Raw genomic sequence first — 15,137 nt, forward strand, 5'->3', positions numbered from 1 at the left:
GACGGATGGTTGCGTTAAACCGATAGGCAATGTAGGAATTAGCCACCGGACAACGCCTGCCCTCCTGGAGTGACCCGTGTCCACCCTTCTGACCGCGCCGCCCGCGGTTGCCGGCACCACCGCGCCGACCGCGTCCCGGCCGGCCGGGCGCGGGCGCCGCCTCCTGTTGCGCCTGATCGCGCTCGCCGTCCTCTTCGGACTGTGGGAGCTCGCGGCGCGCACCACGCGGAACCCGACCTTCATTCCCTCACCCGGGGCGGTCTGGCATCAGCTCGTCGTCACCTCGACCACCCACGACGGCGTACGCGGATACAGCGGCCACCTCCTGATCGAGCACCTGGGTGTGAGCCTGCGCCGCATCCTGATCGGGTCGGCCATCGGCGTCGCCGGCGGGCTCGTGCTCGGGCTCCTGATGGGCACCGTGACCTGGTTCCGGGTCGTGACCGAGCCGGTGGTCACGTTCGTGCGGGCGCTGCCGCCGCTGGCCTACTTCAGCCTGTTCATCATCTGGTTCGGCATCGACGAGACCCCCAAGCTGTGGCTGTTGTCGATCGCCGCGATGCCGCCGGTCGCCGTGGCCACCGCCTCGGCCGTGCTCGGCGCGCCGACCGGGCTCGTCGAGGCGGCCCGCGCACTGGGCGCGAGCAAATGGGCCGTCACCCGCGACGTCGTGCTGCCACACGGGCTTCCGGAGATCTTCACCGGCGTCCGCATCGCGGTCGGCGTCGCCTACTCCTCGGTGGTCGCCGCCGAGACGATCAACGGCGTCCCGGGCATCGGCGGCATGGTCCGTGACGCCCAGCGCTACTCGCAGACCGACGTGGTCGTGCTCGGTCTGTTCGCCATCGGCCTCTCCGGCCTGCTCATCGACGCCCTGCTGCAGATCGCCGAGAAACGGCTGATCCCGTGGCGGGGCCGCGCATAGATAGGAACCAGCATGAAGAAGATCCTTGCCGGACTGGCCGCCGTCGTCGTCCTCGCCGGTTGCGGCAACGGCGCCGCGAGCGGCTCCTCGGCCGGCGACCAGAAAACGATCCGGATCGCCTACCAGGCGTTCCCCAGCGGCGATCTCTACGTGAAGAACCAGGGGCTGCTGGAGAAGGCCCTGCCCGACTACAAGATCACGTGGACCAAGTTCGACTCGGGCGCCTCGATCAACACGGCGTTCGTGGCCAAGAGCGTGGACATCGCGGCGATCGGGTCGTCGCCGGTGGCCCGCGGTCTGTCGGCGCCGCTGAACATCCCGTACCAGGTTGCCTTCGTCCTCGATGTGGCCGGCGACAACGAGGCGCTGGTCGCCCGCAACGGCACCGGCATCACCGGCGTGGCCGGCCTGCGCGGCAAGAAGGTGGGCACGCCGTTCGCCTCGACCGCGCACTACAGCCTGCTGGCCGCGCTGGACAAGGCCGGCGTCAAGGAGTCCGAGGTCAACATCGTCGACCTCGAGCCGCAGGACATCCAGGCCGCCTGGACGCGCGGTGACCTCGACGCCGCGTACACCTGGCTGCCGTCGCTCGCCGAGATCAAGAAGACCGGCAAGGTGCTGATCAGCAGCCGGGAGCTCGCCACCGCCGGCAAGCCGACGCTCGACCTCGGCGTGGTCTCGACCGCCTTCGCCACCGCCCACCCGGACGCGGTCGACGCCTGGCGCAAGGCCGAGGCGCAGGCGCTGAACACGATCGCGTCCGACCCGGCCGGCGCGGCGAAGGCGATCGGGGTGGAGCTCAACCTCTCGCCGCAGGAGGCACAGGACCAGCTGTCGCAGGGCGTCTTCCTCAAGCCGGCCGACATCTCGTCGCCGGAGTGGCTGGGCACCGAGGGCCACGTCGGCAACCTGGCGGCGAACCTGGTCTCCGCGGCCGAGTTCCTCAAGTCCCAGCAGAAGATCGACGCCGTGCCGGCCCTGGCCGACGTGCAGAAGGCGATCTACGTCAAGGGACTGCCCGATGTCCTCGGGTGACGCCGTCGTCCTCTCCGGCGTCTCCCATTCCTACGGCGACGTCACCGCCGTCGGCCCGATCGACCTGTCGGTCCCGGCGGGGGAGTTCCTCGTGCTGGTCGGCGCGTCCGGCTGCGGGAAGAGCACGTTGCTGCGGCTGATCGCCGGTTTCGAGCAGCCGACCACCGGGTCCGTCCGGACGGACGGCGCCCGGCCCGTCCCCGGGCGCGGCGCCGGCCTGGTCTTCCAGCAGCCCCGCCTCTTCCCGTGGCGCACGGTGGGCGGGAACGTCGCGCTCGCGCTCCGGTACGCCGGGCTCCCGGCCACCCCGGGCAAGGTTGACGAGCTGCTCGAGCGGGTCGGCCTGCACGACGTCGCGAGACGGCGAACCTGGCAGATCTCCGGCGGACAGCAGCAGCGCGTCGCCATCGCCCGGGCGCTGGCCGTCGACAACCCGCTGCTGCTGCTCGACGAGCCGTTCGCGGCGCTCGACGCGCTGACCCGGGAGCGCCTCCAGGAGGACCTGCGCCGGGTGAGCGCGGAGACCGGGCGTACGTGCGTCTTCGTCACCCACAGCGTGGACGAGGCCGTGTTCCTCGGCAGCCGGGTCGTGGTCCTCACGCCCCGGCCCGGCCGGATCGCCCTCGACCTCGCCATCGACCTGCCCCGCACCGGCATCGACCCCGACGAGCTGCGGGGCCTGCCCGCCTTCGCCGCCGCCCGGGCCCGGGTGGGCGCGGCCGTCCGAACCCCACTGGGAGTGCCCGCATGAAGGAACTGGAACCGCTCGGTCCGCACTTCGGCGCCATCGTGCACGGCGTCGACCTGACCGCCGTCACCGACGCCGAGCTCGCCGAGCTGCGCGCGTCCCTGGTCGACCGCAAGGTGCTGTTCTTCCGCGACCAGCTGCTCGACGACGACACGCAGGTGGCGCTCGGCCGGCGGCTCGGCGAGCTCACCGCGTCGCATCCGGTGGTCGCCGGGGTCGACGAGCGGCATCCGGAGGTGTACGCGCTGGACAGCACCGACAACGGCTTCGCCGACGTGTGGCACACCGACGTGACGTTCATGAAGCGGCCACCGCTCGGCTCGATCCTGCGGGCCGTGGTGCTGCCCCCGACCGGCGGCGACACCCAGTGGGCGGACGCTCAGGCCGCCTACGACTCGCTGGCCGAGCCCGTCCGGCGGCTGGCCGACAAGCTCACCGCCGTGCACGACGGCAACCGCGAGTTCGGCTACTACCTGGCCCAGCGGCGCGGCGGGCGCGGCAACGAGTGGGACGGCGAGGTCGTCACCCAGCTGACCCCGGTCGAGCATCCGGTCGTCCGCGTGCACCCGGAGACCGGCCGGCGCGGCATCTTCGTCAACCCCGGCTTCACCTCGCACATCGTCGGGGTCTCCGAGTTCGAGAGCCGGGGCATCCTCGACCTGCTCTACGCCCACCTGACCAAGCCCGAGCACATCGTGCGGCACCGCTGGCGGCCGGGCGACGTGGCGATCTGGGACAACCGCAGCACCGCCCACTACGCCAACCGCGACTACGGCGACCAGCGCCGGGTCATGCACCGGATCACCCTGCGCGGCGACCTGCCGCTCGGGGTGGCCTCCTGACCGCTCAGCTGCCGTAGATCCGGGTGGGGGTGACGAGCACGGCCGTACGGTGCTGGTCGCGCATCGTACGGTCGTACTCGTCCCAGTTGTCGTGGGTGCCGCCGGCGGCCGTGAAGATCTCGCGCAGCAGCAGGCGCAGGCCCTCGGCGTCGAGGCCGGGGCGGGGGTCGTCGGGGCCGGCGAGCTCGGCCCGGCCCTCGACGGTCGCCCACTGCCAGCCGCTGCGGAAGGCGACGGCGAGCTGGGGGCGCGCCCTGAGGTTGGCCAGCTTGACCTTCCCGTACGTCACGAAGGCGAGCCGGTCCCCGACGATGCCGGTGTTGACCAGCGAGGCCTGGATGGTCTGGTCGGCGCGCAGGGTCGAGACCAGGGCGAGGCCGGTGTCCTGGCGGCTCAGCTCCCAGGCCGCGGTAAGCGTCTTCTCCACGAGGGAGACGCTAGCCGATGGCCAGCAGCGAGAGACCCATGCCCGCGCTCATCAGGGCGTGGCAGACGGCCGGCCAGTGCGGCGTGAGCTCGGCCGGCGTCGCGGCGTCCAGCCGCATCCCGCGCACCAGCCACCACAGGGCGGCCGCGACGAGGTAGCCGCCGAGGGCCGCGTCGACCCAGTTCACGGAGGACGGTGCCGCGTGATGGAGGTGCGGGTGCGGGTGCGGCGCCGCGCTCATCCAGACCATGGCGGCCGTGCCGCTGGCGAAGAGGATCGGCGCCGTCCGGTCCCGCGCCGGCCGGACCGCCCGCGAGGCGAACCAGCCGGTCGAGAACGCGAAGCCGGTGATCCACAGCGTGGCCGGGACGGCGCCGCCCCACGGCCAGATCATCGCGATCATCGCCGCGCCCATCACCACGTGGAACGCCTCCTCGGGTGCGTCGCCCCGCAGCAGCCGTACGAGATGGAACCCCGTCGCGACGGCGAAGACCAGCGTCAACGACCATCGCAGTGACTCGAGACCGATCATCGTGCGAATGCCCCCCGCGCCGTGGTTCCGCCCGTGGGCCCTCACGCTAGGCGGCGCGGGTCCACCGGTCAGTACCGCGATGGGGTGGGTGATCACCAGGCGCACGCTTGAGCGCTTGGCGGCGGGACCGCTGGGCGGCGGTTACGCGTTGGCCGGCTCGGCGGCGGCGCAGATGCGGTTGCGGCCGGCGTTCTTGGCCTCGTAGAGCGCGGCGTCGGCGCGGGCGGTCAGCTCGTCCGAGGTCTCCGACCCGTTCCACACCGCGATGCCGGCCGAGAACGACTGCCCCAGCGGGGTCGCCAGCCGCATCCGGTCGACGATCTCATGGGCCTGCGCGACGGTCGCGTCCGGCAGCATCACGACGAACTCCTCGCCGCCGTAGCGGGCGAGATGGTCGGCCGTGCGCAGCTGATCCTGCCACGCGGCGGCGGCCTCCTTCAGCAGGCGGTCGCCGGCCAGATGCCCGTACGCGTCGTTGAAGTGCTTGAAGTGGTCGATGTCGAGGATCGCCACGGTGAGCGGGTCCCCGGTCCGGCGCACCCGCTCGATCGTGCGGGGCAGCTCGGTGTTCCAGGCGCGCCGGTTCGGCAGCCCGGTCAGCTCGTCGGTGACGGCCAGCTCGCGCACCTTCTCGGTCTGCACGTCGAGCTGCTTGATCAGCTGGGACATGCGGGTCACGACCAGCAGGAACAGGGCCACGCAGCCGAGCGCGATGGCCAGCGTGTCGGTGACCTTGTGCCGCAACGCCTGCACGATCAGCAGCGCCGGGCCGATCAGCGAGGCCAGGGTCAGGGCGAACAGGAGCGGGCGGCTGATCCGGCTCGGGCGCGGCTCGATCGAGCTCGACAGCGCGCGGACGTCGGGGTGCACGGCGGCCGCCCCGAAGAGCAGGTAACCGGCCAGGAACACGACCGCGAGCATCTTGTGCGCCATCGGGCCCGGCTCCCAGCCCATCTGGTTCACCACCGCCCAGGCGCCGTCGCCGGCGAGGAAGCAGATCAGCGCGCCGCACACCAGGCGGAAGGAGGTGTTGCGGGCGCTGCCGCTGAGGATCAGGCGGACGGTCATGGCCAGCAGCACCACGTCGCCGACCGGGTAGGCGGTGCTGAAGATGTGCCCGATCAGGCCGATCGACGGGTCGGACGCGGCCGGCTTGATCATGAAGACCCAGGCGAGCAGGCCCATGCCGGTGGTCAGCGTGGTGGCGTCGATGAGGCTGGACCAGTCGCGGTAGGCGGTGCGGCGGCGGATCAGCAGCAGCAGCCCGGCCGCGGCGGCGGGATAGAGCGACAGGTACGCGACGTCGGCCAGCGACGGGAAGCCGGGCTCGGCCTCGGTGCGGGTCAGGATGTACTCGATCAGGATGCCGCCCGAGTTGCCGGCGACGCCGACCGCGAACAGCCACCAGGTCGCCCGCATGGCCGGGCGCCGGGCCCGGATCCCGACCGCGATCATGCCGGCCGCGAACCATCCGCACGCGACCTGCCAGACCAGCTGGAGGGTGCTGCCGTCCGGCACGACCAGGAACCCCGCCAAAGCAACCGCCGCGACGGCGATGTGCCATCGCATCAACCGACTACCCATGCGCTGCCGATACCTCCGCTAGTGGTATCAGGTAATGGCATCGGCGGACGGTTGCGGGGACGGTGCCCGGTCGGGAGCAGCTCGGTTGCCGCGGCCGCCGGCCCGTGCCCGGGGGAAAGGCACGCGAGCACGGACCGGCGGGTGCGACGGTCAGCCGATCTTGATGACCTGGGTGCCACCGGCGAACTTGTCGAACCAGTGCTGACGCTGCGGATCGCTGTTGATGTTGACCACGATCACGATCACCGCCGCCAGCCCGGCCAGGCCGCTCAGCACGCCGCCGATGAACGGGATGATCCGCAGGACGCCGAACGCCATGTAGATGTTGCGCCGGATGGCCTGCTCCAGCGTCGGGTTGCTGACCCGGTCCGGGCCGAACACCTTCAGCTTCATCGCCTGCTTGCCGATCGTCTGGCCCCGGCTGGACTCCAGATAGCCGAAGTAGCCGAGATACAGCGCCGCGTTGATCACGGCGGCGAGGAAGCCGGTCAGGAACCAGGAATCCGAGACGACCGCGAGCACGAAGCCGACGACCAGCGACACGACGCCGACGATGAGACCGTCGATGAGCCTCGCCAGGAACCGCTCGCCCAGGTTGCCGGGCTGCCCGACCCCGCTCATCGGCGCTCCCGGGCCGCCACCCATGGGCGTCGAGTAGGGCGGCGGCGGGTAGGCGCCTCCCGGCGGCGGATAGCCGGCACCCGGCGGCGGAGCCCCGTACGTGGGCGGCGGGGGTGCGGCGCCGTACGGCGGCGGCGGGGGCGGAGCGCCGTAGGTAGGCGGCGGGGGTGGCGTGGCGGAGTGTCCGGCCGGAGCCGGCTCGTCGCCAGGCGACCCCGGGAAGGGCCCGGGACTGACCATATCGTGGTCCATTTCTGATAGGTACGGCGTGGTGTGGTGGCGTGTTCCCGGTGGGAACGCACCGCGAGCCGCCGAAGCGGCGTAGTTACTTTCGTGCATGTGACTTCAAATGCCAAGGCCGGCTCGTCCACGGTGGGCGTGCCCGGCCGGATCGGGGTGGACGCGGAAGCCGCCGAGCCGCGGCAGGTCATGCGAAAGCCGGTGCTCGGCGTCGGCCGCGATGTCGTGCGCGGCGATCAGGCTGAGCCCGTCGTCGACCACCACGGTGGCCTCACCGTCCAGCCGGTGGCCGATCCATCGCAACCGCAGGCCGGTCACCTCCCGCACGCCGGGAACGCCGCGCAGGGCCCGCTCGGCGCGGTCGACGAGCGCGGGCTCGACCCGGTCCATGAGCCGGTGGCAGACCTCGCGGCCGGCGTCCTTGAGCACGTACCCGATCGCGACCGTGATGGCCAGGCCCACCACCGGGTCCGCCCACCGCCATCCGGCCCACGTGCCGGCCGCGGCGAGCACGACGGCGAGCGAGGTGAAGCCGTCGGTGCGGGCGTGCAGCCCGTCGGCGACCAGCGCGGCCGAGCCGATCCGCCGTCCGACCACGACGCGGTAGCGGGCGACCCCCTCGTTGCCCAGGAAGCCCACGACGCCGGCGGCCAGCACCCACGGCAGGTGCGTCATCTCGCGCGGGTGGGCCAGGCGCTCGAGGGCGAACCAGGCGGTGGCGATCGCGGACCCGGCGATCACCAGGACGATCAGGACGCCGGCGACATCCTCGGCGCGACCGAAACCATAGGTGTACGCGCGGGTGGCCGCCCGCCGTCCGAGCCAGAAGGCCACCCCGAGCGGCACCGCCGTGAGCGCGTCCGCCACGTTGTGCACCGCGTCGCCGAGCAACGCGACCGAGCCCGACGCCATCACGATGACGGCCTGCAGGGCGGCCGTGACCCCGAGCCCCGCCAGCGAGATCCACAGCGCCCGCATGCCGGCCCGCGAGGTCTCGAGCGCGGCGTCCACCTTGCCGGCGCTGTCGTGCGAGTGGGAGTGCGGGTGCGAAGGCATGTTTCAACGGTAGTCCGCACCCTAGTCGTGCGACAACGCCGCAACTGCCAATGACCGGCAATAGATCACCACGCTCAGCAGCGCCGGCGGGGACGGCTTCCGCCGTACGGGAAATGCTCAGCGGTCGCGGTCGGAGGCGATGTCCTCCTGGTAGGTCGCGCCGCCGTCGGCCTCCGAGGTGAGCGGGCGCGCGCCGCCCTCGGGCGGACCGGCCAGCGACTGCTCCCCGGCCGCCAGGTGCGGGAACTTCCGGTCGAAGGCCGGCCGCTCGGAACGGATGCGCGGCATGTGGTCGAAGTTGCGCAGCGGCGGCGGGCACGAGGTGGCCCACTCCAGCGAGTTGCCGTGACCCCAGGGGTCGTCGACCTTCACCACCGGACCGGCCTTGTACGAGTGCCAGACGTTGTAGAGGAACGGGAGCGTCGCGCAGCCGAGGACGAACGAGCCGATCGTCGAGAACGTGTTCAGGGAGGTGAACCCGTCCGAGGGCAGGTAGTCCGCGTACCGCCGGGGCATGCCTTCCGTGCCCAGCCAGTGCTGCACCAGGAACGTCGCGTGGAAACCGAGGAAGGTGAGCCAGAAGTGGACCTTCCCGAGCCGCTCGTCGAGCATCCGGCCGAACATCTTCGGGAACCAGAAGTAGATGCCGGCGAAGACGGCGAACACGATGGTGCCGAAGAGCACGTAGTGGAAGTGCGCGATCACGAAGTACGAGTCGGAGACGTGGAAGTCGATCGGCGGCGCCGCCAGGAGGACGCCGGACAGCCCGCCGAACAGGAACGTGACCATGAACCCGATCGCGAACAGCATCGGCGTCTCGAAACTGATCGACCCGCGCCACATGGTGCCGATCCAGACGAAGAACTTCATGCCGGTCGGCACCGCGATGAGGAAGCTCAGGAAGCTGAAGAACGGCAGCAGCACCTGACCGGTGACGAACATGTGGTGCGCCCAGACGCTCATCGACAGGGCGCCGATCAGCAGGGTGGCGGCGACCAGGCCCTTGTAACCGAAGACCGGCTTGCGGCTGAAGACCGGGATGACCTCGGTGATGATGCCGAAGAAGGGGAGCGCCACGACGTACACCTCGGGGTGGCCGAAGAACCAGAAGAGGTGCTGCCAGAGCATGGGGCCGCCGGTGTCCACGTCGAAGACGTGCGCCCCGATCACCCGGTCGGCGGCGAGGGCGAACAGGGCGGCCGCCAGGAACGGGAAGACCATGACCACCAGGAGGCTGGTGACCAGGATGTTCCACGTCATGATCGGCATGCGGAACATGGTCATGCCCGGCGCCCGCAGGGTGAGGATCGTGGTGATCATGTTGACCGCGCCGAGGATCGTGCCGAGACCGCTGATGGCCAGGCCGACCACCCACATGTTGCCGCCGATGCCGGGGGAGTGCAGGGAGTCGCTGAGCGGCGTGTAGGCGAACCAGCCGAAGTCGGCCGCGCCGCCCGGGGTGATGAAGCCGCTCATCGCCATCGTGCTGCCGAACAGGTAGAGCCAGTAGGCGAACGCGTTGAGCCGCGGGAACGACACGTCCGGGGCGCCGATCTGGATGGGCACCACGAAGTTGGCGAAGGCGAACACGATCGGCGTCGCGAAGAACAGCAACATGATCGTGCCGTGCATCGTGAACAGCTGGTTGTACTGCTCGGGCGACAGGAACTGCATGCCCGGCCGGGCCAGCTCGCCCCGCATGAGCAACGCCAGGAAGCCGCCGACGACGTAGAACAGCACCGACGTGACCATGTACATGATCCCGATCTGCTTCGCGTCGGTGGTGCGCAGAATCCGGGTCAGGGCGGAGCCCTTGACCTGCCGCCGGACCGGATAGGGCCGCGCAACTGCCGGACGCGGGGCGACTGTGGTCATGCGGAGCTCCTCGGAATTCCCGTCGACGGTGCTCCTTCGGTTATAGGCTTTTAGCCGCCCGAGCCGCTCGATTTCGGCGCATTACCCACATGCCCGGTATTTCGGGCGTAGGGCCGTCTCGGCGTCGCTCTGCTTACCTCTGCGCGCTTCTGCGTTCCTTCGTCGCTCTGCTTACCCCCGCGCGCGTTTGCGTCCTCCTTCTCTTCGCTCTGCTTACCTCTGCGCGCCTCCTTGTGCCGGGTCGCTCTGCTTATCTCTGCACGCCGGGCGGCCGGGTCAGCGGGGCGGCGGAACTGGCCGATGTGGCGGCTGATGCGGATGAGGCGGAGGCGGCGGCACCGTCGACAGGTCCGGCGGCTCGTCCGGCCAGATGAGCAGAACCCGGCACGGCGCGTGGTCGATCACGAAGCGCGCGTGGTGCCCGATGCTGTGCGGCCCCAGCCGGGTGTGATCGCCGTCCCGGGCCAGCACCAGCAACCCGGCGTCGGCACAGGCGCCCACCACCTCACGTTCCACCCGGCCGCGCAATGCCAGCCGCGTCGCCGGCCGCCCCAGCCGCGCCTCGGCCGCCTCCAGCAGATCGGCCTGACCATCGATCAGCACCTGCTCGGCGGCGGCGGAGGTGTCGCGCCCGCGCCCCATCAACCCGGCCCGCGCCCCGGAGACGGCCTGCATGGTGTGCTCGTCGATCACGTGCAGCAGAATGATCTGCCCGTCCGGAACGTTGGGCGCCGCGTCGACGGCTGCCTGCCAGGTGCCCTCGGCCACCCAGACGACGGTCTTCATGTCACCACCCTGCCATCCGGCCGCGAGACCGGCATGCTAGGACACGGCCGCCACCGAGATCGGCCGCTGCCGAGATTGGCCGTCAGTGAGATCGGCCGCCGCGAAGATCGGCCACCGCGGAGATCGGCCAACGCCGGGACAGAGCCGCCGCTGCAACAAAGCCGCCGCAGGGACGGGACCGCCCGCCGCGAGCGGGCCGTGACCGCGAGGGGGCCGTGACCGCGAGGGGCCGCCATCGGGAGAGGGCCGCTATCGGGAGAGGGCCGCTATCGGGAGAGGGCCGCCACCGGGAGAGGACCGTCGCCGACACAAGGCCACCGTCCAAGGCCGGCCGCCGCGCAGATCGGCCGCCGCGCAGATCGGCCGCCGCGCAGATCGGCCGCCGTTTCCCGCCCACCCGCGCCCGCCCCCACCCGTCACTGGGTGGGGCAGACGATAGCGGGTCCCTACGACAATTCCGGGGCGTAATCCACAGCCTTGCGAGCGCCAGCCACCTCGAGCGGCCGCACCGTCCCCGCGATCAGCACAGCCACGCACAACAGCGCCGCCACGGCGATCAGCGACCGCAGCACCGTGAAGTGGTCACCGAGGAAGCCGATGGTGGGCGGCCCGGCCAGGAACGCGCAATATCCGATCGACGCGATCACGCTGACGCGCCCCGCGGCCCGGCGCGGATCGTCGCCCCCGGCGCTCATGCCGACCGGGAACCCGAGCGAAGCCCCCAAACCCCACAACAGCGTTCCCGCGTACGCGTAGACGGCCGTCGGCCCGAAGACGAAGAGCGCCACCCCGGCGATGCCGATCACGGCCAGCGTGCGCACGACCCGGGTGCGGCCGTAGCGGTCGAGCAACGCCGGCCCGAACCAGCGCCCGGCGGTCATCGCGGTGAGGAAGCCGGCGAACGCCAGCGTGCCCAGCGCCGGCGACACGTGGTGGCCGTCGATCGCGGCCACGCTGATCCAGTCGTTCCCGACACCCTCGGTGAACGCGAACGCCAGCACAAAAACGCCGATCAGCAGCGTACGGGGTTCCCGCCAGGCCCGCAGCGCACCACCGCGCGATGGTTCGCCGTCGCCGGCCGGGGTCTCGTCGTGGTCGGCCACGAACCGCCGGGCCTGCCACGCGACGGCCAGCACCACGATCACGGCCACGGCCACGAGATGGGCCGCGACGCTCACGTGCAGCGCGACCATGGCCGCCCCGACCAGCGCGCCCGCGACGGTGCCGAGGCTGAACCCGGCGTGGAAGCGGGACATCACCGAGCGCCCGAGATGCCGCTCCACGACCGTGCCCTGGACGTTCATGGCCACGTCCCAGGCGCCGTTCGCGAAGCCGAGCAGGAACAGCCCGATCACCACCGGCACCACGCCGGCCAGGGAACCGATCGCCGCGGTCGCCAGGCCCACCCCGAGCAGCACCGCCATCCACGCGACCGTGCGCGACGAGCCGATCCGGGCGACGACCGGGCCGGACAGCGGCAGCGCCAGCAGCGAGCCGGTGGCGATCGCGAGCAGCACCAGGCCGAGCGCGGCCGAGTCGAGGCCGAGCCCGTCACGGACCTGCGGGATCCGCGACGCCCAGCTGGCGAACGCGAAGCCCGAGCCGATGAACGCGGCGTACGTGGCCGTGGCGGCGGCCCGAACCGTGGCCGGTGCCACCGGTGCGGCGAGCGTGGAGGTCATGAAGTCCCCAAGAGAAGCGGTGCGGCGGGATGTGTACGAGCGTACATAGCGTCTCGCCTAACATCAACGGCGTGGATGCTGCGCTGAGGTCGGCGGCGGCGCTGGGGCCGTACTTCGTCTGGGAGCCGTGGGACCGCGATCCGGCCTGGCGTCCGCTCACCGACCTGCTGAATCCCGAGGTGGTCGCCGAGCGGGTCGGCGTGGCGCGGCAGGCCCTCGTGCGGATGTCCGGGCTGAGCCCCGGCGAGATCGGCGAGCGCGAGGTGGCGTCCATCACCTTTCTCGGGTACGCCTCGCGGCTCGTCTCGCCGTTCCTCGGCGCGGCGGCGCTGACCGGCGAGCGGCCGGCGGCCCGCATCGAGGACCTGTGGTGGCGACCGGTCGGCGGCGGCCCGCTTCCCGTCGCGTACGCGCAAGTGGGGGAGGGGGAACCGCTCGCGGTGACCGAGGCGCTGCTCCTGGTTTTCGCCCGCCGGTTCGGCCTGCCCGAGCACCTGCTGTGGGGCAACGTGGCGTCGGCGCTCGGCGGCGCGGCCGGGATGATCGCCGACGCCCGCCCGGAGCACGCCGAACGCGCCGCCCGGGTGGTCGAGCGCCTGCTGAGCCACCCACCGCTGGCCGGCACCGCGGTGCTGGAGAGGCCGGACGCCGAGCGGGCCCGCTGGTTCCTGGTGCGCCGCAACTGCTGCCTGTACTACCGCATCCCCGGCGGCGGCACCTGCGGCGACTGCGTCCTGACCCCACCCGACACCCGCCGCCGCCAGTGGCAGCGCGTGCTGAGCCGGGTGGGTCCGCGGCGGCTGGACTAGATCAAGATGAGGTAGACCGCGACATAGTGACACGTGACAGCGCCGCAGATGAGGGCATGAAAGACTTCGTGATAGCCGAACACCGGCGGCGCCGGATCGGGTCTGCGGTAGTGGTAGGCGAGGGCTCCGGCCACGGAGAGCAGGCCACCGGCGACGGCGAGGCCCCCGGCAAGTGGCCCGCGGTGGATCCAGACCAGCGGGAGGGCGAGAGCGGCTACGGCTGCTAGAGCGATGTACGTGCCGCCGACTGAACGCTCGGGTGCGTCCATCCGCGCCAGGTGCAAGACGGCCGCCGCGGTCGCGAGCGTCCACGTCAGGATCAAGCAGACGCGACCGTAGCGCGGCGGCGCGGCCAGCTGATACATCGGCGTGGCGGTTCCGGCTATCAGCACGAAGATCATCAGGTGGTCGCATCGCTGCAGGATCCGCTTCATCCGGATTCGCCACTCGACTCGGTGGTACAGGGCACTGGTGCCGAACATCGCGCTCACGGCGGCCGCGTAGACCCCGGCCGCAGCGGCCGCGGCGGTGCCATGTGCGCCGGCGATCAGGAACCCGCCGGCGATCAGGGAGAGCGGAAACCCTATGAGATGCAACCAGCCGCGCCAGATCGGCTTGGGAAGCCTCGCGGGCCGGTCATCGCGGGCCGACTGCGGAGAGGTTCGGTCGGTCACCGGCTCATGAAAGACAACCACGAGGCTGGTGTCCACCTCGGCATCCAAAGGTAAGAACGGTCGCGGCGCGGTCCCGATCTGCTACCGGGGCAGATAAAGGAACCGCGGGTGATACTCGGCGTCGTTGCCGTTGACGTTGTAGGACGTCAGGATCTGGCCGTTGTTCGCCGGCTGCTCGGGATGCACCGCCACGCCGTACGTGAGCGTGCCCGCCGGGCTCGGCGCGGGCCAGGTGCCGTTGACCGTCCAGGTGCCGGTGACGCTTCTGACAGTCAGCCGCTCGATCTCGGTGCCGCCGTAGGCGTCTCCCCGTTTGGTGAAGATGTCCCAGCCGACCGAGGTCTGCCGCAGTGCCAGCCCGGTGCCGATGTTCGTGGTCGCCGGGATCACGTTGTCGTGGACGCCCCAGCTGGTGGCGGTCGCCAGGCCGCCGAACGGGACGAACGCCATGTCACCCACCGAGCAGTTGGTGCCATAGCTGCACGGCACGTTGTGGGTTCCGGTGATCCACCAGCCGGTGGCGGTACGGGCGACGCCGCCCCACATCGTCGTGCCGGTCGCGCCGGTCGGCACCGGCACGATCCGCTGGAAGGCCAGCGTGGAGGCGTTGAAGACGGCGACGTACGAGCCGACGACGGTGAACGGGCTCACGCCCCGAATCCGCTCGCCCAGCACGTAGAGGGTGCCGCTGTCGACGATGGGTGTGGACATCCAGAAATACGTGTTGTCCGACCAGTTCGGCACCTGCTGCCAGCCGTAGCCGTATGGTCCCGGCAGCGCCTTGAAGGTCAGCGTCCCGGCCGTCTGCCGGACGAACGCGTCGTGCGGATAGCCGTACGGGCCGGTGGTCGGCACCCCGTTGATGCGGGTGGTGTCACCGAAGACCCACAGCACGTCGCCGTTCGGCAGGGTGACCGACTGGGTCACGTCGGCGTGGATCACTTTCTCCAGCGCGGCGTTCCAGTCGCTCGGTGAGAAGACGGGCGAGGCCGTCGCGGGTGCTTGCCAGCCGGCCACGAGCAGTGCGGCCACGGCCAAGATTCGCAGTATACGTACGGCGATCATGCAATTTCCCCCGTTCCACCAAATCCAATCCCACGCTAGCCAGGCGCTTTCGGGTTGAATAGCCCTCCTTCGCTATTTGCGGGACGGGCCGGCCGTGGCTCATGAGGCGGCTCCGCGCTGCCGCACGGACGGGCGAGGGCGCCAAGATCGGTGTTGCTAACCCAACGGCCGAACGCCGGGGCTTCGGAGCCAGGCGTTGTTGCCGGCGGTAGCCTCCGGATCTGCCGCGGACAATA

At 71.1% G+C, this 15,137-nt stretch carries 15 protein-coding genes; 5 read left to right on the plus strand and 10 right to left on the minus strand.

Translation table 11 applies throughout. From position 1 onward, the window contains the following. Positions 1 to 76: 76 nt before the first annotated feature. From ACQP2F_RS20545 to ACQP2F_RS20560, 4 genes are read left to right on the plus strand one after another with little or no spacing between them, the layout of a single operon-like run. Positions 77 to 925 (plus strand): ABC transporter permease, encoded by an 849-nt coding sequence (locus tag ACQP2F_RS20545; RefSeq protein ID WP_433306350.1) that lies wholly within the window; start codon positions 77 to 79, stop codon positions 923 to 925. A gap of 12 nt (positions 926 to 937) precedes the next feature. Continuing rightward, positions 938 to 1,960 (plus strand): taurine ABC transporter substrate-binding protein, encoded by a 1,023-nt coding sequence (locus ACQP2F_RS20550; RefSeq protein ID WP_433306352.1) that lies wholly within the window; start codon positions 938 to 940, stop codon positions 1,958 to 1,960. Further along, entirely contained in the window at positions 1,947 to 2,711 is a 765-nt protein-coding gene (locus ACQP2F_RS20555; protein WP_433306354.1) for an ABC transporter ATP-binding protein, read from the plus strand. Before ACQP2F_RS20550 ends, ACQP2F_RS20555 begins: the two co-directional genes overlap by 14 nt. Next, positions 2,708 to 3,550: a TauD/TfdA dioxygenase family protein gene (locus ACQP2F_RS20560; RefSeq protein WP_433306355.1), complete on the plus strand. Its 843-nt coding sequence runs from the start codon at positions 2,708 to 2,710 to the stop codon at positions 3,548 to 3,550. Before ACQP2F_RS20555 ends, ACQP2F_RS20560 begins: the two co-directional genes overlap by 4 nt. Before the next feature lie 4 nt (positions 3,551 to 3,554). Here the strand turns inward: ACQP2F_RS20560 and ACQP2F_RS20565 are convergent, their stop codons facing one another. The 8 genes from ACQP2F_RS20565 to ACQP2F_RS20600 form a co-directional block, all read right to left on the minus strand. Further along, positions 3,555 to 3,977, minus strand: a complete 423-nt coding sequence (locus ACQP2F_RS20565; protein ID WP_433306357.1) for a TIGR03618 family F420-dependent PPOX class oxidoreductase — start codon at positions 3,975 to 3,977, stop codon at positions 3,555 to 3,557. A gap of 10 nt (positions 3,978 to 3,987) precedes the next feature. After that, positions 3,988 to 4,509: a DUF5134 domain-containing protein gene (locus tag ACQP2F_RS20570; RefSeq protein WP_433306359.1), complete on the minus strand. Its 522-nt coding sequence runs from the start codon at positions 4,507 to 4,509 to the stop codon at positions 3,988 to 3,990. A gap of 141 nt (positions 4,510 to 4,650) precedes the next feature. Then, a complete protein-coding gene (locus ACQP2F_RS20575; protein ID WP_433306360.1) occupies positions 4,651 to 6,093 on the minus strand; it encodes a GGDEF domain-containing protein in 1,443 nt (480 codons plus the stop codon). Between the two features lie 150 nt (positions 6,094 to 6,243). Further along, positions 6,244 to 6,714, minus strand: a complete 471-nt coding sequence (locus ACQP2F_RS20580) for an RDD family protein (RefSeq protein ID WP_433306362.1) — start codon at positions 6,712 to 6,714, stop codon at positions 6,244 to 6,246. A 345-nt stretch (positions 6,715 to 7,059) separates the two neighbouring features. Beyond that, a complete protein-coding gene (locus tag ACQP2F_RS20585; protein ID WP_433306364.1) occupies positions 7,060 to 8,010 on the minus strand; it encodes a cation diffusion facilitator family transporter in 951 nt (316 codons plus the stop codon). A 117-nt stretch (positions 8,011 to 8,127) separates the two neighbouring features. Further along, positions 8,128 to 9,885 (minus strand): aa3-type cytochrome oxidase subunit I, encoded by a 1,758-nt coding sequence (gene ctaD, locus ACQP2F_RS20590; RefSeq protein WP_433306366.1) that lies wholly within the window; start codon positions 9,883 to 9,885, stop codon positions 8,128 to 8,130. 276 nt (positions 9,886 to 10,161) lie between these two features. Then, positions 10,162 to 10,671: a universal stress protein gene (locus tag ACQP2F_RS20595; protein WP_433306368.1), complete on the minus strand. Its 510-nt coding sequence runs from the start codon at positions 10,669 to 10,671 to the stop codon at positions 10,162 to 10,164. A 446-nt stretch (positions 10,672 to 11,117) separates the two neighbouring features. Next, positions 11,118 to 12,353, minus strand: coding sequence for an MFS transporter (locus tag ACQP2F_RS20600; protein ID WP_433306370.1), 1,236 nt, complete (start codon positions 12,351 to 12,353; stop codon positions 11,118 to 11,120). A gap of 71 nt (positions 12,354 to 12,424) precedes the next feature. Between ACQP2F_RS20600 and ACQP2F_RS20605 the strand changes: the two genes are divergently transcribed. Next, positions 12,425 to 13,162 carry a (2Fe-2S)-binding protein gene (locus ACQP2F_RS20605; protein WP_433306371.1) on the plus strand — a complete coding sequence of 246 codons (738 nt, stop codon included), beginning with the start codon at positions 12,425 to 12,427 and terminating at the stop codon, positions 13,160 to 13,162. Here ACQP2F_RS20605 and trhA read toward each other — a convergent pair. Both trhA and ACQP2F_RS20615 read right to left on the minus strand, forming a co-directional pair. Beyond that, positions 13,159 to 13,872: a PAQR family membrane homeostasis protein TrhA gene (gene trhA / locus ACQP2F_RS20610; RefSeq protein ID WP_433306373.1), complete on the minus strand. Its 714-nt coding sequence runs from the start codon at positions 13,870 to 13,872 to the stop codon at positions 13,159 to 13,161. The genes ACQP2F_RS20605 and trhA overlap by 4 nt on opposite strands. A 45-nt stretch (positions 13,873 to 13,917) precedes the next feature. After that, positions 13,918 to 14,874, minus strand: a complete 957-nt coding sequence (locus ACQP2F_RS20615) for a hypothetical protein (protein ID WP_433306375.1) — start codon at positions 14,872 to 14,874, stop codon at positions 13,918 to 13,920. Between the last annotated feature and the right edge of the window lie 263 nt (positions 14,875 to 15,137).

Source organism: Actinoplanes sp. CA-030573, assembly GCF_050951115.1.
GTDB lineage: Bacteria > Actinomycetota > Actinomycetes > Mycobacteriales > Micromonosporaceae > Actinoplanes.